Raw genomic sequence first — 24,112 nt, forward strand, 5'->3', positions numbered from 1 at the left:
ATGCAAATGGACAATCTCGTAACGGTACTTTTTATTATTGGTTTGGCCAGTAGTGTTTTTTATGGAATATTTCGGATAAGCAGATATGCATTTGTCGTCAATTTTCTATTGATTGGTGCTTTTGTGTATTATTTAAATGAACAATTACCATTGTTTCAAATAGCACTTTATTTGGTTTGTCCTCTGACATTAATTAATATAGGAATGTATGTATTCTTGCATAAAACGGACGAGCCTAAAAGTGGAAATGCCAAATATCAAGTCAATTTTGCCACCACGAAAGGAAATTTTAAACTGGATAACATCAAACGAGGTGCATCCATAATAGGTTCTGCCGGAAGTGGAAAGACCGAGAGTGTTGTGTATGGATTCCTGAAACACTTTCAAAAAGAAGGATTTTGCGGAATTATTCACGATTACAAAGATTTTGAACTGACCGAAATGGCTTATCCACTCTTTAAGGATGGCGATATCCCATTTAAGGTCATTTCCTTTGATAAAATCATACATAGGGTAAATCCTATTGCGCCACGCTATTTAGAGAACGAGGAAAGCGTAAATGAGGTTTCAAGGGTGTTAATTGAAAACCTTCTGGAACAAAGGGAATCAGGAACAACTGGAACTACAAAATTTTTTAATGATGCTGCGGAAGGCTTGATTGGTGGATTGATTTGGAAATTAAAAACTACCTATCCACAATTCTGTACCCTTCCACACTTGATTGCCATTTATCAATATCTGGATACAGAAAGCCTTATCCAGTTTTTGGAAACCAATACCACATCGAGGGCAATGGCGGATGCATTTATTAGCGGAAAGGATTCCGAAAGGCAAACTGCAGGTGTGAAAAGCACCTTGGCAAATGCGCTTAAAAGAATCAGCACCCAACGGATTTTTATGGCATTGTCTGCGGATGAAGTACCACTCAATATAAATAGTCCTGAAAATCCTACCGTGATTTCGGTTGTGAACAATCCCAAATTTGAAACTTCGTATTCGCCTGTAATCGCCACCATTATCCATACCATTACAAAACAAATGAGTGTGCGCAATGCAAACCCTTCATTTCTTATGATGGAAGAAGCCCCCACTATTCGTCTTTTGAATATGCACCGCATCCCAGCAACCCTGCGGAGCTATAACATTTCTACGATTTACGTAATGCAGGACAAAATCCAAAACGATATGATGTATGGCGATAAGGCAAGCAAGGCAATTTTGAGCAATCTTTCCTATCAGTTTTTTGGCAAGGTCAACGACCCAGATACAGCCAAATACTATGAACGCTTTTTTGAGATTATCAAAGACCCAACAAAAAGTATAAGTCGTGGGCATAACTTGGATTTTGATACACGTATTACTACAGGCGAAAAGGAAATCCCGAAATTAGAGCAGATGTGTTTTTCAGATTAAAACAGGGCGAGTTTATCACGTATGCTGATGGGAAAGATAAGAAGGTGCAGTTTAAATTGGCCAACATAAAAAGAGAGTTTCCAAAAGAATCGAAGCAATATTCTCAGGCGGATTTGGAGGCTAATTTTGAGAGGATTTTTGAGGAAGCGAGGTCTATATTTGAATAGTAAGGAAAAAAGACCTCACTTTCTTCGTTAACCTAAATATCATTGAGCTTTTCTGCATCTATATTGAGAAAAAGGATGGAATGAATCATCTATAGTATTCCAAAAACCGTATCATTAAAACTTATTCGCCGATTAATTCATTACTATCTGACTATAGTCAAATAGTAGATGGTAAACATAAAATGATTCTTTTCCCCCAAAATTTTTTGTGTGAACTGAACTGTAGGTATTTTGAAAAAAACTGTGAAAACTTTGGAATTTTAAATATTGAAGAGTATTGATTTCTATATCTTTTTTTAAAATACTATTGGCTTTTGTCATTACTTTGTGATGGTCTATATTCAAATTCTCAATGAAGGCTATTTGTCCCTCAAAAGGAAGCCTTAAATTGGTGTGATTTCTATTTGCTACTTTTCTAATGTCACCTATATAAGCTTTTGTGTCCGATAAAATTCTGATTCGTTTACATTCTATTGCAAAATAGACCTGATTATTTTTGGACATCCATTCGCTTTGAAGTCCTAATCTATCCACGTATATATCAATTTTATCGGGTTTCTGTTTAGAATCAACAAGGTCTATATATCTTTCTTGGGTTTCAGCAGCAAAATGAATATCTTCTAATTTTGAGATTTTATCTTTTAATAGGTGTTTTTTAACGTTGAGATAATTATCTACTAAATCAAATTTCAAATAGCCCTCAAATGATAATGTACTATTCTCTTTGACTGCATTAATAGAGTATGGATTTTTTGTTTTTTCCTTTAGACAAATCCCGTAACATTCGCATACGTAAGAAATTATTTGCTGTATTCTTTTATTAGTTATAGAAAAAGTATTTTTCCTATGTTGTATGAATTGGGATGCATCAGAAATCATTAACTTCATTACTTAAGTCATTAAACTCTGCTTGCTCAATAGTGTTTCTAAATTCTGCTGCGTCATACCAAGCGATGGCGCGATGCCAACATTTATACTCATTTGGTTTAATTATATAAAATGAATTATTTTCAAATCCCTTAATGTCCTTTTGTAGATACAAGTTTTTTAGAGGATCACGCGTATTTGTAATTTGAGATATACTTAAATTGTCTGCCAACCTTTGCAATACTTCTTTTTCATCAAATTTATCTTTTGGGTATATAATTTTTTCTTCCGGTTCTACATTTAAAAGAACAAAGTTCATTGCAATGAAATAATCTAAAATGTAAATCTCTATTTGAATAAATTCATCCTCGTAAAGGTTCCCAATTTCATTTAGGTAAACTTCTGCATATTTTTGTAGAACGAAATCTTGGTTTCTGTAATGATTAAAATTAAAGTGAGTGAAATCCGTAACCAAATCTTGCTTGCTTTCTTGGAATTGGTATCTCGAGACATTAAGGGCATAATCTATTAAATCTTTTTCATAGTCTTTAATTTCGTAAATTTCAGCAATTAACCCATTTATTTTTAAGAAAATCTTGTCATCAAATTCAGGCTCTCCTAGATTAAAATCTGAATAATGCTTTCGGAAAGAATTCAAAAATTCATCTACCAATTTAATAAGCTCCTCATTCAATGAATTATCTGGCTTATTAAAAGGAATGTTCAAAAATTCGTCTACAAATCGAATAGCGGGCCTTGTACCAACACCCCAAGCGCTCGCAATTAAAAACATATAATAAGTAGCCATTTCTGAAATCAATAAACCATAAATAGGCTTGATTATATTTTTATTAAATGAAGAGATTGCAAAAGTACCCTTTCTAAATACCGAGTCCGATTCGCAATAAGAAATGACTGGTTTATTCCAATTCTTACTCTGCTCCTTTAATAGAATTTTACTCCCTTTAAAAATCTCTATTTTTCTCCCTCTTGAGAGTTTGACATCTGCTTCTCCTAAAGTTTTGGCCTTATTTACCTGTGTATAGTATTCATTTATTTCACTATTTTCAACTATTGGCAGTCCAATTAAGTTTGGATATGGTTTTGCATCCAGCCCCCTTTCTATACCAGCTCCTTTGAAAGTAGTTTTCTCATCTATTAAATCTAATATTTTTAATGTATTTTGAGACTCTAACCTTTTTATAAATCCAAAATCTAAAATATTTCCATATAATGCGACTTTAAACATCCAATCATTTTCAACAAAATGTTTTTGAGCAATTTTCTTGTTGTCGTATTTTTCAATGACCAACATTTTAAAATACTTTAAAAATGAGTTCACCTTTATACTCAAATGTTCGACAGAATTTTCGAGATGATTTTCACTTTTCGCTTGGCGATAAAAGACTATCGAAGTTGGGCTCTCTTGCTGCTCGAAAAGAGATTGTTTGACAGCTGATAAATCTAAAAACTTATTTAAGCAGAAGGAAGTTAAAAATTTATGCTTAAATTCTCTGGTTGTAGTTGAAACATTATAAAAAACGGTGCTGGTTACTATTAAGGCTGTAACAGTATCAACTTGCATAAAATCATTCGAACGCAATAAAAAGGATTGTGCAATTTCTAATTTGCCCTTAATTTTTTTGCTATAAGTATTACTGGAATTGACCCATTCTAAGTGTTTATACGATTTATCTTTTTTCCAAGGCGGATTTCCTAAAATAAAATTAGGTTTTTGTCCTATAACAATCTCGTTGAATTTGTGGTCAAGATCAAAAAAATCTGCTTCAAATAAATTTTCTCCTAAGAAATTCGGGAAAGGATATTTTTCTATATCCTTTGGATTTTGGTAATCTAAGAGAGCGATATATATTGAAAAGCAAGTTACTTTTAAAGCCTCCGGATTAATATCAATACCAAAAAGATTGTTTTTAGCTATATTCCTGATAGATGTACTGAAATCCTTATTGTTCTCTTTGCCATTTAAGTTAATTTCTTTTTCAATCATCTTTCTTAAAGACTGGACTAAAAATATTCCAGAACCCACCGCAACCTCAAAAATCTTGCAGGAAGATGTATGACTGTTTTCTAAATACTTATCTATGGTATCATTTAAAATATATTCCACCAAAAAAGGAGGTGTATATACCGCAGCATCTAACTTTCTTTTTTCCTCATCAATTAATGACTCATAAATACCAGAAATTACTTCTACAGGAATAATTGAAAAGTCAAATATGTGAAAATAATATCCATCAAACAAGGTTCCTTGTTCTTGGACTTCTCCTTTAAAAACATCTGCTAGAAATTGAGATTGGCTTGAGGTTAATTTTATATCGAATTCTTTAAATAGAACCCCATTGAAATTTTTATTTAACTTAATAAACAAGCTGTCCAATTTGGCAGGATCCTGAATTATTTTACTAAAGCTAAATCTTTTCTCATCAATGCTATTTCCTGTGATTTCATCATCGTCAATTTTAACCCCTCTATCAATCAAATAACGAATAAAAATTAATCGGAGGATTAAGGAATTTGCTTCGTTTTCAGTAAGTCCATCAGGCTTACTTATTAAAATTTGTCTAACAGAGCTTATATTTTGAAACAATCGATCATTTACCCGTTTCCGAAAATTATTTTTCTTTGTATTTTCGAAATATTCATATTGCAACCATTTCCAAGTAAGTCCGCTTTGTAAATTCCAAAAAGAAAATTTTGATTGTCTTTCCTCTGCATTTAAGGGAATTTCTTCCAGAGTTCTTTCTTTTTTATGGTAATTAAGAGCATTGTAAACTTTTACATCTTGATTTTTAACAATAAAAATCACAGGCGAATTGTCAAACGACCATACTTGTTTATGAATATCTAATTCACGAGTTGACAGATGATTTTCATCAAGATAAAAAAAAAGCAATAAGGGTTGCTGATTAAAAACGTAATAAGCATCAGGATTAATTATTTCTAATTTCTGCTTAACTTCAGGGGCAAATCCATCATAGGAAATACCATCTGCTCTATCCATAAAATAGACAGCTCGGTGCTCAATTAGCCCTAATTGATTTAATATGTTATTTAATGGCTCGATTAGAAATCAAAAATTTATTTACACAAAAATAGAAGTTTTAATAGACCATCCATAAGATAAATTGTATTTGTTTTGTCAAGCGGAACAGAATGATGTTTTATTTAAGCCACATAAATTCCGAAAATAGTCTGTTTATCTTAAAAAGGCCCTTTATCCCTCGGTCCATTATGGGTTACCTTCCATTGGCCATCTTTTTGAACCAGTTTAAAAACACCCGGTTTTGGGTCATAAGCTGTTGCATATTTTACCCAAGCCACCTCGCCATCCATAGCCTCATCCACCACTTTAAAATTAGCTTCTGAATCTTTATCTTCAGTAAACATTGCTTGAATGCTTGAAAGGTTTGCATAGCCTTCCGAAGTGGTAAATTTTTTCAAGGTAGCTTCATCACCTTGATAAAAACTTTCGGCAACAACTTTAGCGGTTTCAGAAGGGGAAAGGTTCTTTTTTTCTGAACACGAGAAGAACAACAATACGAGCGAGCAAATGACTAAATTTTTCATAACGTTACTAATTTGGGTTATTGATATAACTATGTGATATTTTCAGTTCAATATTACGTTCGCCATCTTTTTCGTGCAGTTCAAAAATTGCTCTGCGGTCATTGGATAGCGAAAACTTCGGCAAGACATAAACAAACCGAACCGTTTCGTTTTCTGTGATTTTAGAAGGCATATTATGTTTGAAAATCGGTTCTTGATACAGTCGTTGTAACGATTTCTTTTTCCCCTTCTGTCTTGTTTCAACAGAGAGTTTTAAGAAATTCAAATCATAATCCAACGTAGAATTATTCTCAATCTGGATAACGAAGTAGAGTTCTTCCTTATCAAAAACAATATTCTCAACACTCAAAACGATACCTTCATTTCGCTTTTTAATTCGACCTATACGCTGGTTTCTGTTAAGAAGATACGAGCAGAATTTTTGATAGTAATATGTTCTATTATCTACACGTTCTTCAGAGGATTCAGCAAGAATAGAATCGACTTTAATCGGTTTCTCATTCCCTATACTATTGGATAACGAAATGAAATAATTGAGCTTAGACAGCTGTTTTTTATATCTTACAATATACGAAAAAATTGAACCATTTCTATTGACTACCAGTAGATTACTTTCTTTACCAGGCTTTGCTTGTAGAAGTCCAAAATACTGTTCTTTTTCACGATTGTAGGTAAAAACAAAATTATCTGAACCGGTTATACCTTGCCGAATAGGTTCAGGGAAGAATAATGCAACGTTTTTGGTGTCGTTAGCATATATGGTATCGAGGATTGTAGTTGTTTGCGCTTTCGCGAAAGCGAAACTTAAAACAAGAGTGGAAATTATGATATACTTTTTCATAAGAATGTGTTTTTAAATGCCCATTATGGGCTCATAATTTAGGTTTTAGAATTAATTTATAATTATTCAATACCGTAACTTTTACGTTTCGGTTGTTACGTCTGAGTACTTTGGATATACCACCAACTTGTGGTACGGTTGGAATGTTGATGTCGCCAATAATATCGTCCAAGACTTCGGTGGTGGCTTCAGCTCTAAAATTGTTCTCGACATAAATGCCCTCACTACCATCTGACAAATCGAATGCTTTGAGTTTAGTAGGATGATGTTTAATGTTCTCAATATCTATCAATGCACGGTTGGGCTGAAAGCTTATAAAACCAAAAATTGGTGTGTTTTTAGGCATCTGCTTACCGTTTATTGTTGCAGGTTTGGTAAGGCGCATTCGTAATCTGGTATTTACTTTCACAACTTGGTCGCCATCGACAACTACATATATGGTTTCATCAGTATTACCGATGATTGAAAACTCGTTGGGTTTTGGCGATGCGGCAAAGAACAATTGATGTTCTAAGCCTAATTCTTTGGCTTCAATTTTTTGTTCTCTTTTTACTTCAGTAGAATCAATTTTTGATACCGCTTTGCGAACAGTTCTTTTATGTCCTAAGTTTTGGTATCGTTTCGATGAATATTGAATTTTGCCAGCTTCATAGATGCTATCTACAATACGCTCTTTTTCGCGTTCTGGTAAATCTGGGTCGTAGAATCCCAAGGAATCAATCAGTTTTTCATCATAGATGCTCGGTGCATTGTTTTCACGTACTTCCTTTAAATCATTGATGGCATCCAGTTTGGAATCGTATTCTTTTTGATTTTCTTCCAAATCGGGTATCAAGGTCTGTTCAAGGTTTTCATTTTCACTTTCATCATCGCCCATAACCATTATAGAGTATGATATCAGGAAAATGAAGATTACTGCCAAAACCGCTGCAAATACTATTTTGTTCTTTTCTACTCTCATCTGTTGATATTTATTTGTTTTTAAAGGTCAGATGTAATTCGCCAACCAATATTTCGATTAGTATCAAAAACAGTTATGGCTCATTTCATAATCGTGGTTTATAAATGCCGATTATCGGCTCAATTTTCATTGTTAAGTTTTTTTAAGGTGTTTTCAAAATAATCGGTTATCAATAATCCGTGTGGATTGTTTGGGAAGTTCCGATTGACCATTATGAGGTTTCCAGTTGAAACCAGTTCGTAGGTGTCAATAATGGAACCTCTATTGATTTCAAAAATGGTGGTCGTAGTGAAACTATATGAACCATTATTTTCAATTATCTTTGAATCAATACTCAACACTTTCTGAACCAAGGAATATTGCAACAATCGGTTATAAACACCATCCGCTTTCTTTTGGCGATAAAGGTTGTCAACTGAACTATTGCCCAACCAAAGCGCTTTTTCCAAATTACGTTCATAGTTGCTCGCATCGATATTGTAGAAATAGTTATGGAATAGTTCTAAATGTGCCAAAGCTTCAACCCTGAAATTTTCTTTTTGGGTAACGAGTTTAAGCGGAATTATACTACCGTCGGTATTGATGGCAAAGGCACTGTTTATCGCACTTTTATGAGTAGTAAATGCCATCCAAACGGAAAATGTGCTAGCCAAAAAGGCACATACCACGACTGCTAAAACGATAAACCTATTCAACTTTAGGACATTGTAAATATTCTTATAAGGTGTTTTCATTTCGATTGGATTAATTGGTAAATAGCCTTAATGTGAAAGATGTTGCACGTCTGTATAGTTTAAATTTCAGAAATACGATAAAGCCAACCGAACCAAGCTGTACAACAGGAGCGAAGAATCCTTCGCCCACATCGGTGCCAAAAAGATTATTCCAAAAGTTTGTGTCTATTTCCGTGTAGAGTGCATTTACAAAAACGTTGACCAGAAAAAAAGCAGGAACGAGCATATAGACCGCTGCATACAATTTGAAAAAATTATAGGCGAGCGAACGGAATTTTTCGAATACTGCCAGACTGATGATTAATGGAAAAAATGCCTGCATAATTCCCAAAAGGAAAAAGCGTTCAGCCAAAAACAACGGATAAATAAAAAGGTCAAGAATCCAAAGGAAGATACCGATGATGAATGAAAATATCTTGAATCCATAGAGCGGTGTAACCAATGCTTCGTAAAGCAATGTCATTGCGTTTTTTGCAGCATCAATAAGGCTTACATCTTCTTCAATGGGAATATCCTGCATTTGTAAAGGCAATAATGTTGGTGCAGTACCTCGATACTGACCTTCGATAGCAACCAAAATACCATCGAAGAAACCTAAAACCTGTGTAGAGAAAATGACCAAGAGAATGACCGCAAAATTCTTGGCCAATTCGCCCGGACTCAATCCCCAAGTGTAACCGTCTTTGTCTGCAATACCCTCATTGTATTTTTTAAGAATGTTGACCAGAAAAAACAGAACAGCAAGTGTTTTCATCCCTGCAATAGTGTATTGCGAGAAGTTGCTGCTCTGTATGGTCTGGAACACCGCATCTATGTATTCCAACCCAATCCCTAAAAGTATAGTTGCGGTCATTTTAATATCCTGTTTCGCGGTTATTTACCTTATCCTGCATTTTTCTGAAGGAAATGATATCACGATAGCGTTTTGTTTTAGTGGTTATGCTGGAAACCATTTGCTTTGATTCCAACTCTTTTGCTTTAAGAATTTCGGCACGTTCGGCATCGCTCATTTTTAGATAGTCGCTGGACAGGATTTTATCAATAAAATCCACCGTGTCCAATGAATTTTGAACTATGGCATCGAATGATTCCACAACTCTTGAAACTTCATCTGGTTTGATGTAAGGCGAGTTTAAAATATCCTGTAAATCATTTTGCATTACATTGATAAGGCGTTGATTGTTGTCTGCAATTTCTTGAACTGCTCTAAGTTGCTGAACCACACTTGAAACCTTTTCGATGGCCTCTTTTGCATCTTTTAAAAATTTTACAGACTTAATCATTTGAGCTGTCTGCTTGCCAGATTCTAAGAGTTGTTTTACCAAGCTGATAAAATTGGTATTGTCATAAGTGGGCATTCCCTGTGCAGTAGCGTTACCCGACATAAATAAGGTCAATGCTACTGTCATTAGTAAAATTTTGATTTTTGTCTTCATAATATTATGTTTTAGATGTGAATTGAATTATTGCTTTTTCCATATCGTGATGCTCGTTGTAGAGCTTCATTATTTCTTCGTTTTCCTGACCATCGGTTAAGTAAGCCGCATAGACTTCCTTCGGAACTTCAAGACGGAATATGTTACTTTCCCTACCGATTTTAATAAACATTTCGGTGTACTTCCGTGGTCCGGAAAGGTTGTTTTTGATGGACTTTAATTGGTTTAAATCGTGGCTTGAAAGGTTGAGTCTTTTAACCAGTTCGTCATAACCTTTTTCATTGTTAAGGCTGTAAATGACCTGCGTATTTTCCAATATGCTGGCTGAAGTTGAATTGTTAGGCAATTGATTAATGGATTGTAGAATAATCCCAATCGCACCGTTTTGTTTACGTATGGCTTGATAGTAGAATTCTACGCTTTCCAGAACATTTTCAAACTTCAGTTGCTTGGCAAACTCGTCGAAAAGGATGATACCTTTTTCAGCACGGTTTTTCCAAATAGTTCTTTGGATGGCTGACTTTATCAGCTTCAACATTACAGACAAGATTTCCTTATTGTCCTTTACTTCATCCAGTTCAAAAACTATCAAGCGTTTGTCCTCGATTTTGTACGTCTGGTCTTCGCTCACTTCAAAAAGGAAACTATATAGACCATCACCGACATACTCGGACATTACGTGCAAAAAACTCGTGACGTTAAAGTAATCGGGATGGATTTTTAAGGTGTCCAGAAGGTCTTTCTGATTCCTTTCTATAAAGCTGTAAAAACCATCTAAAGAGTGATTTTCTGGAATGTTATCGTAATAATGACGCAGTATCTTTTTGACCGAAACTGATTGAGCTTTTGTAACTTTTAAATCTGAAGCAAACAGCTCGAATAGGAAAACTGATAAATCTTCCAAACGTTCTGGAGTGAGGTCATCTTGATGACTAATGTAAAATGGATTAATGCCCAAATTCTTCCCGCTCTCATAACGCAGTACTGTATATTTTTCAGGATAGAGTTTAGCAAACTTGGTGTATGAGCCACCCAAGTCGATAATAACGAGACGAACACCACTTTCAAAATATTGGCGCAGGATGTTATTGGCCAAAAAGGATTTGCCTTCGCCTGTTGGCGCAAAAATGGCAAAGTTTCTTGCCTTGATGCGTTTCTTCTTTTCATCCCAAACATCCTTCAGGACAGGAATGTTATGTTCACGGTCATTAAAGATGATTCCGGTGTTATCAGATTTATAGTTTGTATTGTTGATGAACAGGCAAAGTGCGTGCTTCAAATCTGTCACATACAAATCATTATTTGAGAAGTTGGAAGAGAAACAGCAGTAACTATTTAGGATGTAATTCTTACGTTCTTCGCCTCTTGGATAATACGGGATGATATCCAATTCCTTAAATTCGGTCTTTATTTTTGAGGTTATCTTGTCGAGCTCTTTGCCTTCTTTTGCCCAATAAACAATATTGAGATGACCACGTATAATCCGTGCATTGTCATCCGCATTGATTTGGTCTAGAATATGCTGAATTTTGCCTAGTACCACTTTGTTTTGAGAACCAAAATTGGAACTCTTGTTCAGTTCCTCAATCTTCTTGTCGAGCAGCTTGCGCCACTTTTGTTTATCATCGAGATAGATTATCTGGTTGACGATATGATTTTCATTAAGCGTAAGCCCAAGACCATCAATAAACCCTTGATGAAACACAAAATCATCTGATGTGAATTTCTCATTGGTTTTGCTACTCTGTACACTTTCGCCAAAGCACAGTTCGCTATTGATGGCAAGGGCATCAAAATGGTTTTCGCCAATATTGACGCTTTTCTTTTCCAGTATTATGTCAGTATCAAAGCCTTCGTTGAATCCATTGAAATAGGAACTAGTGAGCTTCTGAATCTCTTCCGCTTTAAGCGGAAGGAACGCCATTTTTCTGCTATTGTTTATAAAGGAAACAGAGTCGCTTACCGAATTGACGAAGCTTTTGATATTGTCATCCAGTTCTTGTACAATTCCTTTTGAAACCTTTCGGAAGGGATTGACGTATTTTGGATTGTTGAGGGCCTTGTTTTTGGTCAGGATGAAGAACAGATAACATTTATGCTCTATGTGTGTACGGCCTTTAAAATGTTCGTGGGTTGCTTTTTCTAAAAAGGTTTTATTCGGAAGCTGTTCCGAGGAATAGGATTTTTTCAGGTAGATATCCTGTTTGTGAACCACTGTTCCAACAGGCAAAGATTTTAAAGCCTGAAACCAAGCACCGTGCATATCTTCAAAATCCTTTTCGGACAAAGAATAGATTTCGGGTAGGTTTCCTTCAAAACATAATACCACATTGCCATTATTGGCAAATACGATATTATCTTGAATATCCGTAATGGGTTGATATGCCGAAAGATTAATCTTGTTCATAATCGAAGCCTGAATTTCTTTTGTTACTGATGATTTGTGGAAATGCTTTTGCCATTTGGAAAAGCTGCGGATTGTGGTTTATTCGAGTCAAGGCGACATATAATGCAGCATTGAATACCAGTACACCTATTATTATCCCAAAGCTGAAAGAGAAGATGATGATGAGCAAGGAAGCCAAAACGGAAACCATCATTAAGGCAAACAGGGAAATGGGCAGCCCAAAAATGACCGCCCTTTTCCTGATGTTTTTATAGACCTCAAACTTCTTCATCGTTATACAACAATTCCTATGAGGTAAGTAAATATGCCTACGACGGCACCTGCAATCAATACAAATACTAAAACTCGGGTAATCCCCTTTTTTAAATCTGCATTTTCCCCAAAAAAATGTCCTGCGTTGAACAGGAAACCTACAAGGAAGATTACACCGAGTAGTATTGGAAAAATAATTCGGATAGTGTCGCCCACATCGTTAACTGAATCTTCTATGCCACCAATTTGAGCAAAAAGCGAAGTGGATAAGAGCGAAAGAATGGATGCTAAATAGTGTGATTTTTTCATAACGGAAAAGTTTAAATTTTTAGTTCATTTTCGTTATTGGAAATTTACATATATTTGAACATAAATAACTGATAATCAAATATTTGTGAATAAAATATTATTTGATTTAGTTTGAATTCCGTTGTTATTATTTAGCATCAAATTCTATGGATTTTTGCAAGGAGGTTGTTGATAACCTGAAAATTGAAAATGAAAAAAGTGCTCAAAAACGTCAGTTTTGTGTTTTTGCTCTCAAAAATGCGCATCATTTTTGGGCAGGAAATTTCTACTCAAAAACAAATTGTAATTGATGTTGGACACGGTGGAAAAGATTCTGGTGCTATTGGAATAAATGGCGTCAAAGAAAAGGATGTTGTACTGGATATTGCATTGGAACTTTTGAAGCTCAATGAACAGTCTAAAAATCCAATGGATATTTACTTGACGAGATATAGCGATACGCTTATTTCTTTAACCGATAGAAGCAAATTGTCCAAAGTTTTGGAAGCAGATGTATTTATTTCGTTGCATTCCAATCATTCCGATAATCCGAACGCTAGAGGAGTGGAAGTATATGTAGCAAAAGCTAATTCACAATATACAAAAGATGCCACTTGGTTAGCTTTTCAATTGCAAGCTGTGCTTAATAAAGAATTGGGTTTTGAAAGTAGGGGTGTGAAGTTTGCAAATTTTCAAGTTCTACGGGAAACGGTTGGATATTGTCCCTCTGTCCTTTTTGAATTGGGGTTTTTGAGTAATATAGATGAAGGCAGCTATATTTCAGATTTCATAAATATTCAGCGCATCGCATTATCCATTCTGTTATCCATTCAAAATCATTAGAATTATGAAAGATATTTTTTTAGAGTTGACCAAAAGCTTGAAAGCTATAATAGAGCAGTTTATTTCAGAAGTGATTTTATTATATAAATCTTTCAGAGGTTGAGTTATTCCCTATTATTAAACTCGTAAATCTAGTCTGGATGATAAGTGTTGCTTCTAATTATTTAAATTAAGTTTTGGCAGAATACCAAATATTTGCCAATGTTTAACTATTACTGCGATTATTTCCTTTTATCCCTAGCCCGCTTATCAAAAGCAATCAAATTAAACAGCTCACGCATTCTGCTTCGAACACGATTTCCGTAGCGTTCTTCCAGTTCTTCAGCGTTCAGATTAGTGGTGGCGTGGGTTTTAATTTTCTTTTTGGTTTGCAGATATAATTCGTAACGAGACAAGAGCACTTCGCCCATTACGTTCAGATCCTTGCCATAAAACCTTCCAGCAGGCTCGACGCCTAAATCATCAAAGCAGAAAAATTTTGTATTACCATATTCCTCGATAGTCTTAAATCCCAAGTGATTAAAACTAAACGCTACATTTCGGCAGGGAATCATTTCATATGGTCGTTGCATTGGCACAATGTATCGCAGTAGTTTCATCAAAGTGGTCTTTCCACACCCTACAGGCCCTGAAAGAAGTATGCCCTTGTCAGGATCGATATCATCTTTCAGACAATTTTCTTCATCATTGATGAAATAATGGCATAGTTTGCGGATGATAACCGTGTCCTCATCATAGATTCTAAATTGTTTGCCAAAGAGCAACTTTCCCTTTGCATCCAAGTAAATCAAGATTTTGTCAAAATCGTAGAGAACGCTTTTACCATCAAACTTTCCGAGCGAGTATTCCACGCCACCTTCGGTAATTTTAGAGGGGTTGTCCATAATCTTTGTTTTTAGTGGTTCGCAAGTTGTCCTTGATTTGGGACGGTTGTTTTTTGTTTGGTTTGTTTTCCTCGGTATATAGCTCTGTTCTGTCCATCCAGTTCGTGGCCAAAGCACGCCAATCTCTAATTTCATTTCCATCACTCGTTTTCCAGTTCCGAGTTTCGTAATGCTCGAAGAATTTTTTTCCTTCATCGGCAATAAAACCTTTTTCAATAAAAAAATCAATAACGACCTGCCAGCCCTTTGGTTGTTTTATATTGTTTATTTGTTTGGTATTGTTTATAGTAGATACCAATGCTTGTCCACTGGTGGGATGGTGCAAGTCCACAACTTGTCCATTTTTGGGATGGTGGTGTCCCTCAAGCGGTACAACTCTGGGATGGTACTGTTCCGCAAGTTGTTCTAATATGGGATTGTACTGTCCCGAAACAGGTTCATCACTAGTCCCAATTATGGACATCTTGATTTTACTGCCCTTGTATGGATTGTTGGATGGGAAATAGCATAGGTAAAGCCACGAGTCTAAATTTGTAACGCATCGATGATACGTAGATTTTGAGCCTATTTTGGCAGCTCGCATCAAATCCCTTCGATTCACATAAAATTCATCTGCAAACCGACTACTATTCCATTCCTGAAATAGCGCCATATAAAGGGTTATGTGCGTGGGATTTAGGCGGTCATCGAAATAGAATTTTTCAAATGCCGCATTAAGTAGCTTTATGTAGTTCATCGCTTAAGAATTTAAACCGTGCTGTACACGATTTGATGTCATCACGCCTTGAATTTCCTCGGCATCGTAGTAGATAATACCCCCAACTTTTGTGTATGGCAATGTTCCGTTTATGCGAAGATTCTGTAATGTCCCTGGACTGACTTGAAGCAAATCCATTACTTCGGAAGATTTTAGATATTTCTTAAGTTTTCCAGTTGCTTGTTTAGATAGAAGATTCTTAATGTCATCAAGCAATTCCATTTTGAATTCTCGAAGGTCGTCGGTGGTAATAATATTTGCTGGCATAATAGAACGATTTTAAAGAAAGGGACTATCGTTTCGATTTCAACTAATTTGATAGCCCCTGATCTGATTTGACTTTCGTTCTACAAATTTGGGATGGTTTATTGGATTTTAATCCCAAGTTGCACCCAAGTAGGGTGTTTTTATTTGTTCATTTTCAATGGTTTAGATTAGTTCTATTTGGGGTTTGTTCTTTAAATCATCTATACCAAATGACGATAAATAAAATTAATTTTACTTTTTCCCAAGTTCAACCCAACTTGGGAAAAATTTTAACGTTTTGAATTTTAAAAAAATTATCCGTCCGTTTCTTCCATTCGCCTTAAAAGTGTTGATTTTAGTCTATCGATAAACTTGGTTTGGTCAATTTTTCGTTCTCTAATTTCTAGAAAAGTTCTATATACATTTCCGAGTTTGAGTTCAAATATATCCTCACAAGCTGAAGCCATTTCTTTAATGCCAGCGGTACCACTTTTTATTGCCCCAGATGCCTGTAAGGCATAAATCAATTCAATGAGGTCTGTTTTTGAGGCTGTCCAACCAAGTCGCTCACCATTTGATAAAGTGTTCAATTTATTGGGTTTACTGTAGGAGAGGTCTCTTAAATAACTTAATTCCCCAACGTAGTGGCTAATTAGAAGGTCATATGCCATAATTTTTGCAATAGCGCTATCGTGGCTTGTAGAAAATTCTGCATCAGTATAAAAGTGTGATGTGTCAGAAACCAAGCTAATTTTGTCGTGTCCGCGTAAAAAATAAAATTCATCTAAAAGTTCAGAATCCTCTCTGTAATATTTGATAAAGTCTATATTTCGTCTATTGCTTTCTTGAAGCCTATTTATTTCTGAATCTATAAATTCTTCTTGGGATTTTATTGTTCCCGCAGGCCTATTTATTAAAAAATTATAGAGTTGGGCATAAAATTTTAATCTGCTGTAGATGTAAGGCTTATGTTTTTTAAAGAATATTATTTCGTTCTGTTGATCCACGAATTCATTTTCCCTAACACATATTCGTAACTTTTGTAAATATCGTCTTGAAATGGAAATACCTTTTTCAACATTATTGAAATCGCCAAGGTTAGATTCCTCAACTATTTTTATTTCCTCTTTATAATTGTCTAGTATTATATGAATTAGCTTGTGCATAGTATTATTGGGGCTTTGGATTTGGGTTAAACATCTATAAGTAATACGTATGTATTTTATGGCGGATTTTTAAGAAAAAATAGAGTGCTAATAGCAACCAAAACAATGATTCCGGCAATAATGAAAGGATAGTAAAAACCACCTGTAATCAGCCACGTTCCTAAAACGGGGCCTAGAATCTGACCAATGCTATTGGTCGAGCTCTGGATAGATATGTTCCTGCCAGTATCTTTGTTTGATATCAGTGATACGGCCGATAGCAAATTTGGTGTTACCATAGCACCTCCAGCAGCAAATACAATGATTAATGCATATACCAAAATTTCATTATTAAAAAATGGAAAGGCTATTAAGGATAATCCAGATATAAATAGCCCTAGAGCAATTTGTTTCTTTGTGGATAAAAACCTCTCTCCGTAAGTAGCGAACACGGGTTGTAAAACAGCCATTATTGAACCACATAGCATAAAACCAATACCGACTTGATTACTGTTAAACCCTAATTCATCTTTACCATAGATTGAAAAAGCAGTTTCAAACAAAGTCACTACAAATTGAATGACAAAGGATAATACCAGTAATACGATAAAATATTTAGTAAATGTGAAACGCAAGCTTACTTTTTTTGTAGTGAACTTATCTACACGAGCGGTGTTCTTTAGCCATTTCATCACAACGAAAAGGACAATTAATCCTAGTATGGCAACGAATAAAAAGGGGACTGAAAATCGGTCTAAATGCAGCAGACCTATAGAATATCTTATATGAATGTCAGTTTGGGATAAAAAGCCACCAATGACAGGGCCGAAAATAACCCCAGAGCTAATGGCAACGCCAGACCAAGCCATTATTTTTGTTCTCCGTTTTTCAGAAGTAATATCGCTTAAATATGCGTTGTTAACTGGAATAACTGAAGACGTGAAAATACCACCAAAGATTCGAGCGATATAGAGCATTGTCAAGGATGTGGCCAGACCAGTAAGTAATTGCATAATTACAAAACCGATTAGTCCACAAATAATAATGGGTTTACGACCGTATTTGTCTGAAAGCTTTCCCCAAACCACCACAAATAATAACTGAAAAAATGGATAAATGCTCGTAAGCAATCCAATATGGAAATTGATAAGGTCACAGTATCAAGATTGTCCTTTAACGCTAATCGTTCGGTATAATAGGGAAGGGTAGGTAATAAAATGCCATAGCCCAACATCACTACAAACAAACTCAATAGAATTAAAAATATCCTGTTGAGTTTTTCTTTTCTATCCATTTATTTTTTACCGATTTTTCGCTTCAATAATTGCGCATTAATAGCCACTATAATTGTACTCAAACTCATAAATACCGCTCCTACAGCTGGTCCCAAAACAAAGCCGGAAGAGTATAGAACACCTGCAGCTAATGGAATGGCCACCACATTATACCCAGTTGCCCATATTAGGTTCTGAATCATTTTATTGTATGTAGCCTTTCCGAACAAAATTAGGTTTGCAATATCTTGTGGATTGCTATTTACCAATATAATATCGGCTGTTTCGGCGGCTACATCAGTACCAGAACCAACAGCGATTCCTACATCAGCTTTGGCAAGTGCGGGCGCATCGTTTACGCCATCTCCAGTCATAGCCACAAACTCTCCTTTGTTTTGCAACTCTTCTACAATTTCTACTTTTTGGTGTGGTAGCACTTCGGCATAATAGCCATCCAACCCTAATTTTTCACTCACAGCTTTGGCTGTTTTTTCGTTATCCCCAGTTGCCATCAAAACTTTGATATTATTCTTTTTAAATATTTTTATAGCTTCCGCAGATTCAGGTCTTATTTCATCAGCAAGCGCAATGTATCCTGCTAGTTGTCCTTCAATTAATACAAATACAACAGTTTCAGCAGCGTCACTATAAGCATCTTCAGGAATAGTTATTTTTTCATCCCTTAAATAACCAGGACTAACCACTTTTACTTGCTTTCCTTCTACATTTGCCTCTACACCTTTACCAGTGATCGCATTAAAGTTTTCAGGCTTTGGGATTGTAATATTGTCTTCTTTAACTTTTTTAATAATCCCAACAGCAATTGGATGTTCTGAACTTTGTTCCAACGCACTTGACAGTCTTAAGATTTCATCGTTTGAATAGGACGCATTTACAGATTTGATTCGAGTAACGCCAAAGTCCCCTTTGGTCAAAGTCCCTGTTTTGTCAAATAGTAAGGCGGATATCTTACGTGATTCTTCAAAGGCAGTTCTATTACGGATTAATAATCCATTTTGTGCAGATACAGCAGTAGAAATGGCAACTACAAGAGGAATTGCAAGACCCAATGCGTGTGGACAAGCGATGACCATAACGGTAACCATTCTTTCTAATGCATACACAAACGGAAAGCCTAAAATCAGCCAAACTGCCAACGTACCAAAACCAATAGCCAAAGCTATATAAGTCAACCATTTTGCTGCCCTATCGGAAAGGTTTTGCATTTTAGATTTGGTCTTTTGTGCTTCCTCAACCATCGTAATAACCTTATTGAGATAGCTGTCTTTTCCTGTATGTTCCACCTTTACCTTCAAAGTGCTATTGCCATTTACTGAACCACCTATTACCTTATCCTTTTCTTCTTTTTTCACAGGCTTGGACTCCCCTGTAAGCATTGATTCGTTTAAATAACTTGAACCTTCTACTATGATACCATCAGCTGGAACTTTCTCTCCAGGCTTTACCAAAATCACGTCATTTTTTAACAAATCTTCAAGTGGTATATCTTCAATAGTGTCGCCTTTTACCCTGTGAGCTTCGGCAGGCATCATACTAACTAAAAGTTGTAATGCTTTTGAAGCGCCTAATACACTTTTCATTTCTATCCAATGACCAACAAGCATAATAGCAATTAGGGTTGACAGCTCCCAGAAAAAGTCAACTCCTCGTAAACCAAAGACAGTTGCAGAACTGTAGAAATAGGCGACACTTATTGCCATAGATATAAGTGTCATCATCCCAGGTGCACCATTCTTTATTTCGGAAACAAATCCTTTAAGAAAAGGCCATCCGCCATAGAAATATACAATGGTAGAAAGCGCAAAAAGAATATAAGAATTTCCGGGAAGTAAAAATTCATACCCAAAAAAATCTTGAATCATTGGCGAGAAGAACAATATTGGAATAGTAAGTACTAGCGTTACCCAAAACCGTTTTCTAAAGTCTGCAATCATCATTTTATGATGGTCGTGACCCATTTGTCCGTGACCCGGATTATGACCCGAATGGTCTCCATCTCCATTTTTCATTTTGGAATGATCCATTTTGGAATGATCTTCTTTTTCGTGGTTCATTTTAGAATGATCCATTTTCGAATGGTCCATTTCGTTGTTTTTGTGCTGCTCGTGATTTTCCATTATAGTATTGTTTAAGTGTTATCGTAATTTTTTTCTCATTGCTTCCGATATGTTTTCGGCATAGACGCCATAAGCATCAACTAAAAGACCTTTAAGCCCTTTTTTGGAAGATATTGCATATAAAATGCTGTTATCATCGGTACTGCTCATTCCTTCAAAGCGATATATTTTATCCACATTAAAATCTTCTGGTCGAATCTCAATTTTCAGGGAAGCACATTCCAGACATTCAGGTTTTAAGTTGAAATCATAAGGGTATTCGTTTGCCTGTAAATCGTTAATAGCTTCTGAAAGGGTGTCATAATTTTTCATTTATTTTTATTTATAAGTCATTGTAAAATAACTGTTGTCTTCTTCGGTAAATTTTTGAAAGGTCAATAGACCTTGTGCATTTAATTTCTCGTTAACAGTATAATTGAGTTGCTTAATGCGAATTCCCAAGGCATAGGCCTTAATGTTGATTTTTGCTACCGTAGGTCAGGTACTTTTTTCAAGATACCTACAATTTTATTCACGGGTTTTATAAGTGCTCAACCAATGATCTTCCTAATATTAAGGAAGAACAGTCACTTTGATGCTCCTGTGACTTCTGCTTAATTACTTTTAGGCAGCGATTACGTACCATACTCATAATCCAAAATGCTTTTTAATTGCTTATAGTAAATAAAATTATCATTGAGTTTTAAGTTAATGGTTTGAAAAGTCTATATCTTACAGGGTTAATAATATTTTGTGATGCTGAAAATAGAGTACAACAAATGTTAGCCAGAAGTGAAACTTTGGCTATAGAGGGAATGCAGATTAAAGTCAATCTGCGATGTAGAAAATCAAATTAAGAAGGTCTCGTTGAGAATTATAATATCTGTAGATAATAAAGGCGACCTGTAGGTTTTAAAAGAAATGACGTTTTCTTCTAGCCCCTCGAACAGATTAATATAAGTATTAAAAAAAGTATTTATGAAAACTAAAGTATCAATCTCTAAAATTGTATTGGACTTCTTAAAGGTGTCATCTCCTTCTTTTACAATGGTTTGATTATCGCAACAACTTTTCTCTTGTATGGAAGTACATTGCTTGGAATTATTATCTTTTTTTTGTACAATCTCCATACAGGATTCTGCCTTACTAAAAAAAGCCATATCCACCAATTTATTACAGCAAAAGTGCATATCCACCGTGAAAGAAGAAGTAGAAAACAGTATAAAAACTGCTAAAAAAAAAGATAGTATTTTGGTAAAAAAAAGATTTCACAGTATTAATAAATTTTGTCTAACATTAAATGTTTTCGTAAATTAAATGCTGCTGTTTAACAAGCTTGTTATCAAATTTTTATGAATTAACAGCAAAATTAATTAATGCGAAGATAATTTTAAAGGTTCAACAGAAATATGATTTTTGTCATTAATGCAGATTAACTCAAAATTTAAGTTGTAAGAGCACATATATGGTTCGTGGTAAACTTGGTATGATCCCTGGGCCCGGATAGCCCGTCGCACGGCGTGTAAAATAACTTTCGTTCAAAACATTGTTGACCCCCGCTTCCAGTTTAAACCGATTATAGGTATAGGAAAAAGAAAGATCCATAATATTATAGGCAGGTATTTCACCTACAATACCACTCTGGCTTTGAAAATCCCTGGGCGAATTGGTGGCATCGGTAAACTGTTGGCCCAAATAAGTATATTGCAGACTCCCCAAAAAGTCTTTATACCCAAAATTTAATCCTGTTTTTAGGTTAATGCCGGGAATGAACTCCACTTTTTTGCCCTTCACATTGTTTTCTTGGGAAGAGGTATATTTTGAATCTGTTAGGGCCAGATTGACAAAAGTACCGAGCTTGATATCGTTTTTTTCTGTGGATAGGGTTTCCCATATATTCCAGTCCACAAAACTTTCAACGCCATAGGTAATGGCATTCCCTATGTTCCCTCTAAACCGCTCCTGTTGGATATCACTTACTTCCCGTAATATCACTCCCAAACGGTCTTTGTAACTTAAAAAGAATGCTCCCACATCATAGGAAATGTATTTCTTTATCCGCCCGCGAGCCCCTATATCAAAAGCATATCCTTGCTCATCTTTGATGTTGGGATCTACGGTCAATGACGGATTGGTAATTCTAATATCATTAAAAGTAACCGAGCGGTAATTCTGGCTTATATTCCCATATAGTTCAACCGTTTTATGAGGTTTATAACTTAACCCAACACCCAATAAAATAAAAGATCGTTCAAGATCACGGTTATCCGCCACATCTTCGTTTAAGATGGGGTTACCTGCAATATCAAAGTTGATTCGTTTAAATGCGCCCCTACTTCTAGTCTTTATATATTCAAACCGTAGCCCAGGAGTTACCGAAAATTTTTCGGAGAACTTAAAGACATTTTCGGAAAACAGGGCAAGGTTCAAGTTCGGAAACCTAAAATCGCTTTGCCTTGGGTAGTTGGGATAGGTCTGTTCTTCAAAGTTAAAATTGGCATTGCTGCCGTTGCTGCCGGGTCCTTGCCGTTCTGTATTATTGGATTGATAGTATTTTCCGCCAAAAAGCACCGTATTCTCTTTTCCGAAGAAATTATACCGCGTCAACAAACGGGCCTCTGCCCCCCAGTTGTTAAAATCACCTACTATCAATTCCCTTGGAGCCTCCAGATCATCCTCCTGTGAAACCCTGTTTTCGCGAAAACCAACCGATTTCCTATAGGCATCCAAGGCAAAGAGGTTGAGGCTAAAATCGGTTTTATTGCTCAAAGCGTGTTCCAATCGCATAGCATATAATTTCCAATCTACATTAAACCAGTTTCGGGTTCGGTTGCTAAACGTGGGGTCTTCCTCAAACTGTTCATCGGTAAGACCGCCCGGTTGCTGTGCCAAATAGTTTAAATAGCTTACCTCAAAGGAAATTTTGGTCCTTTCTGTAGGCGAATAATCCAAATGTACGTAGCCATTGAAGGATTCAAACTGGGAGTTGGGACGAAAACTATTTCCTTTTTTATAGTTGAAAAAAGTATAATAACCTACCTTGCCCAAGGTCCCGCCTAAACTGTTAAAACTGGTGAACAAGTTGTAAGAACCCAAGGATTGCCGGGATATCCACTCTATTTTCTTGTTGGGATCGGGTTGTTTCAGTTTAAAATTGATAAGGCCTCCAAATTGTGTCCCATACTGCAAAGATGCCGCACCGCGTACCACTTCGATCTCTGAAATGGATTCAGCCGGCGGTGTATAGTAACTTTCGGGATATCCCAGTACATCTGCGGAGATGTCATAACCATTTTGTCTTGTATTGAAGTTTGCACTGCGGTTGGGATTGAGGCCACGCCCACCAATATTCAATTGCAGTCCGGCATCGTTGTTTTCGTAGATATTGAGCCCGACTACTTGGGAGTATATCTGCCTGGCATTACCGCCGGCAAGGTTAGCGGTAAGGTTGCTTACCAATACCACTTCGCTCTTCTTGCCCGCATAAATGGCAGTTCCCTCAACGTCCCTTAATCGTTTTAGGGCGAAAAGGCGTTCTTTTCTTTGGGTTACCACTACTTCAGAAAGTTCTATGCCCAAAGATTCAAGTTCTAAGTTCAGTGACGTATCATCGGAAATGCTAACCTCGTGATCCAGTATAGCATACTCGTAGGCAAATACGGTAAAATTATAGGTCCCTTTTGGAATGTCCAGAAATTTGAAATCCCCATAATCATTCGTGATGGTTGATTTTCTTAGAGTAGTGAGAAACACTTCGGCATTTGGGACAGGTTCGTTGGAAGCTGCAGAAACTACTTTTCCCTGAACCACATATTGTGCAAACATTGCAGAACTTGTGAAGGCAAAAAATAGGGTTGCGATTATATGTTCTTTTTTTAAATACATTTTTTTG

Annotated in this window: 22 protein-coding genes and 1 pseudogene; 2 read left to right on the forward strand and 21 right to left on the reverse strand. The window is 35.8% G+C overall.

Translation table 11 applies throughout. The annotated features are described in order from the left end of the window. A pseudogene (locus DSM00_RS11765) lies at positions 1-1,580 on the forward strand (type IV secretory system conjugative DNA transfer family protein). A gap of 132 nt (positions 1,581-1,712) precedes the next feature. On the opposite strand, the gene DSM00_RS11770 reads toward DSM00_RS11765, so the two are convergent. The 11 genes from DSM00_RS11770 to DSM00_RS11820 all read right to left on the reverse strand — a co-directional run bounded on the left by DSM00_RS11770 (position 1,713) and on the right by DSM00_RS11820 (position 12,975). Further along, complete coding sequence (locus DSM00_RS11770) at positions 1,713-2,459, reverse strand: hypothetical protein (RefSeq protein ID WP_128758208.1); 747 nt, start codon at positions 2,457-2,459, stop codon at positions 1,713-1,715. Continuing rightward, a complete protein-coding gene (locus DSM00_RS11775; protein WP_081868416.1) occupies positions 2,449-5,469 on the reverse strand; it encodes an Eco57I restriction-modification methylase domain-containing protein in 3,021 nt (1,006 codons plus the stop codon). The genes DSM00_RS11770 and DSM00_RS11775 overlap by 11 nt, the downstream gene beginning before the upstream one ends. A 200-nt stretch (positions 5,470-5,669) precedes the next feature. Continuing rightward, positions 5,670-6,035, reverse strand: coding sequence for a hypothetical protein (locus DSM00_RS11780; RefSeq protein ID WP_031427455.1), 366 nt, complete (start codon positions 6,033-6,035; stop codon positions 5,670-5,672). 7 nt (positions 6,036-6,042) lie between these two features. Next, on the reverse strand, positions 6,043-6,876 hold the full coding sequence (locus DSM00_RS11785) for a DUF4138 domain-containing protein (protein ID WP_034886790.1): 834 nt from the start codon (positions 6,874-6,876) through the stop codon (positions 6,043-6,045). Positions 6,877-6,907: 31 nt separating this feature from the next. Then, positions 6,908-7,837 carry a conjugative transposon protein TraM gene (traM, locus tag DSM00_RS11790; RefSeq protein ID WP_031427457.1) on the reverse strand — a complete coding sequence of 310 codons (930 nt, stop codon included), beginning with the start codon at positions 7,835-7,837 and terminating at the stop codon, positions 6,908-6,910. 119 nt (positions 7,838-7,956) lie between these two features. Continuing rightward, positions 7,957-8,571, reverse strand: coding sequence for a conjugal transfer protein TraK (locus tag DSM00_RS11795; RefSeq protein WP_031427458.1), 615 nt, complete (start codon positions 8,569-8,571; stop codon positions 7,957-7,959). Between the two features lie 10 nt (positions 8,572-8,581). Beyond that, on the reverse strand, positions 8,582-9,424 hold the full coding sequence (locus DSM00_RS11800) for a hypothetical protein (RefSeq protein ID WP_031427459.1): 843 nt from the start codon (positions 9,422-9,424) through the stop codon (positions 8,582-8,584). A gap of 1 nt (position 9,425) precedes the next feature. After that, positions 9,426-10,007 (reverse strand): hypothetical protein, encoded by a 582-nt coding sequence (locus tag DSM00_RS11805; RefSeq protein WP_031427460.1) that lies wholly within the window; start codon positions 10,005-10,007, stop codon positions 9,426-9,428. 4 nt (positions 10,008-10,011) lie between these two features. Further along, on the reverse strand, positions 10,012-12,414 hold the full coding sequence (locus DSM00_RS11810) for a TraG family conjugative transposon ATPase (protein WP_031427461.1): 2,403 nt from the start codon (positions 12,412-12,414) through the stop codon (positions 10,012-10,014). Further along, positions 12,401-12,685 (reverse strand): hypothetical protein, encoded by a 285-nt coding sequence (locus DSM00_RS11815; protein WP_073100513.1) that lies wholly within the window; start codon positions 12,683-12,685, stop codon positions 12,401-12,403. The genes DSM00_RS11810 and DSM00_RS11815 overlap by 14 nt, the downstream gene beginning before the upstream one ends. Before the next feature lie 2 nt (positions 12,686-12,687). Beyond that, on the reverse strand, positions 12,688-12,975 hold the full coding sequence (locus tag DSM00_RS11820; protein WP_034886797.1) for a hypothetical protein: 288 nt from the start codon (positions 12,973-12,975) through the stop codon (positions 12,688-12,690). Between the two features lie 189 nt (positions 12,976-13,164). Here DSM00_RS11820 and DSM00_RS11825 point away from each other — a divergent pair, with 189 nt between their 5' ends. Then, positions 13,165-13,797, forward strand: coding sequence for an N-acetylmuramoyl-L-alanine amidase family protein (locus DSM00_RS11825; protein WP_034886799.1), 633 nt, complete (start codon positions 13,165-13,167; stop codon positions 13,795-13,797). A 221-nt stretch (positions 13,798-14,018) separates the two neighbouring features. Here the strand turns inward: DSM00_RS11825 and DSM00_RS11830 are convergent, their stop codons facing one another. The 10 genes from DSM00_RS11830 to DSM00_RS11870 all read right to left on the reverse strand — a co-directional run bounded on the left by DSM00_RS11830 (position 14,019) and on the right by DSM00_RS11870 (position 24,105). Continuing rightward, the gene (locus DSM00_RS11830) at positions 14,019-14,681 is read right to left on the reverse strand and encodes a P-loop NTPase family protein (RefSeq protein ID WP_034886801.1); all 663 of its coding nucleotides are present in this window, start codon (positions 14,679-14,681) and stop codon (positions 14,019-14,021) included. Beyond that, on the reverse strand, positions 14,665-15,417 hold the full coding sequence (locus DSM00_RS11835; protein ID WP_031427467.1) for a hypothetical protein: 753 nt from the start codon (positions 15,415-15,417) through the stop codon (positions 14,665-14,667). The genes DSM00_RS11830 and DSM00_RS11835 overlap by 17 nt, the downstream gene beginning before the upstream one ends. Positions 15,418-15,420: 3 nt before the next feature. Beyond that, positions 15,421-15,705 (reverse strand): helix-turn-helix domain-containing protein, encoded by a 285-nt coding sequence (locus DSM00_RS11840; RefSeq protein ID WP_031427468.1) that lies wholly within the window; start codon positions 15,703-15,705, stop codon positions 15,421-15,423. Between the two features lie 293 nt (positions 15,706-15,998). After that, positions 15,999-16,691: an RteC domain-containing protein gene (locus DSM00_RS11845; protein WP_241652408.1), complete on the reverse strand. Its 693-nt coding sequence runs from the start codon at positions 16,689-16,691 to the stop codon at positions 15,999-16,001. 215 nt (positions 16,692-16,906) lie between these two features. After that, positions 16,907-17,920: an MFS transporter gene (locus DSM00_RS11850; protein ID WP_317127842.1), complete on the reverse strand. Its 1,014-nt coding sequence runs from the start codon at positions 17,918-17,920 to the stop codon at positions 16,907-16,909. Then, positions 17,857-18,123 carry a hypothetical protein gene (locus DSM00_RS15680; protein ID WP_241077816.1) on the reverse strand — a complete coding sequence of 89 codons (267 nt, stop codon included), beginning with the start codon at positions 18,121-18,123 and terminating at the stop codon, positions 17,857-17,859. The genes DSM00_RS11850 and DSM00_RS15680 overlap by 64 nt, the downstream gene beginning before the upstream one ends. Continuing rightward, complete coding sequence (locus tag DSM00_RS11855) at positions 18,124-20,241, reverse strand: copper-translocating P-type ATPase (RefSeq protein WP_031427470.1); 2,118 nt, start codon at positions 20,239-20,241, stop codon at positions 18,124-18,126. Between the two features lie 18 nt (positions 20,242-20,259). Next, a complete protein-coding gene (locus DSM00_RS11860; RefSeq protein WP_031427471.1) occupies positions 20,260-20,553 on the reverse strand; it encodes a hypothetical protein in 294 nt (97 codons plus the stop codon). A gap of 515 nt (positions 20,554-21,068) precedes the next feature. Further along, positions 21,069-21,470 carry an HYC_CC_PP family protein gene (locus DSM00_RS11865; protein WP_128758209.1) on the reverse strand — a complete coding sequence of 134 codons (402 nt, stop codon included), beginning with the start codon at positions 21,468-21,470 and terminating at the stop codon, positions 21,069-21,071. 187 nt (positions 21,471-21,657) lie between these two features. Beyond that, positions 21,658-24,105: a TonB-dependent receptor gene (locus tag DSM00_RS11870; RefSeq protein ID WP_128758210.1), complete on the reverse strand. Its 2,448-nt coding sequence runs from the start codon at positions 24,103-24,105 to the stop codon at positions 21,658-21,660. Positions 24,106-24,112: the final 7 nt, after the last annotated feature.

Origin of the sequence: Leeuwenhoekiella aequorea, assembly GCF_004104375.1 — a bacterium.
Classification (GTDB): Bacteria; Bacteroidota; Bacteroidia; order Flavobacteriales; family Flavobacteriaceae; genus Leeuwenhoekiella; species Leeuwenhoekiella aequorea.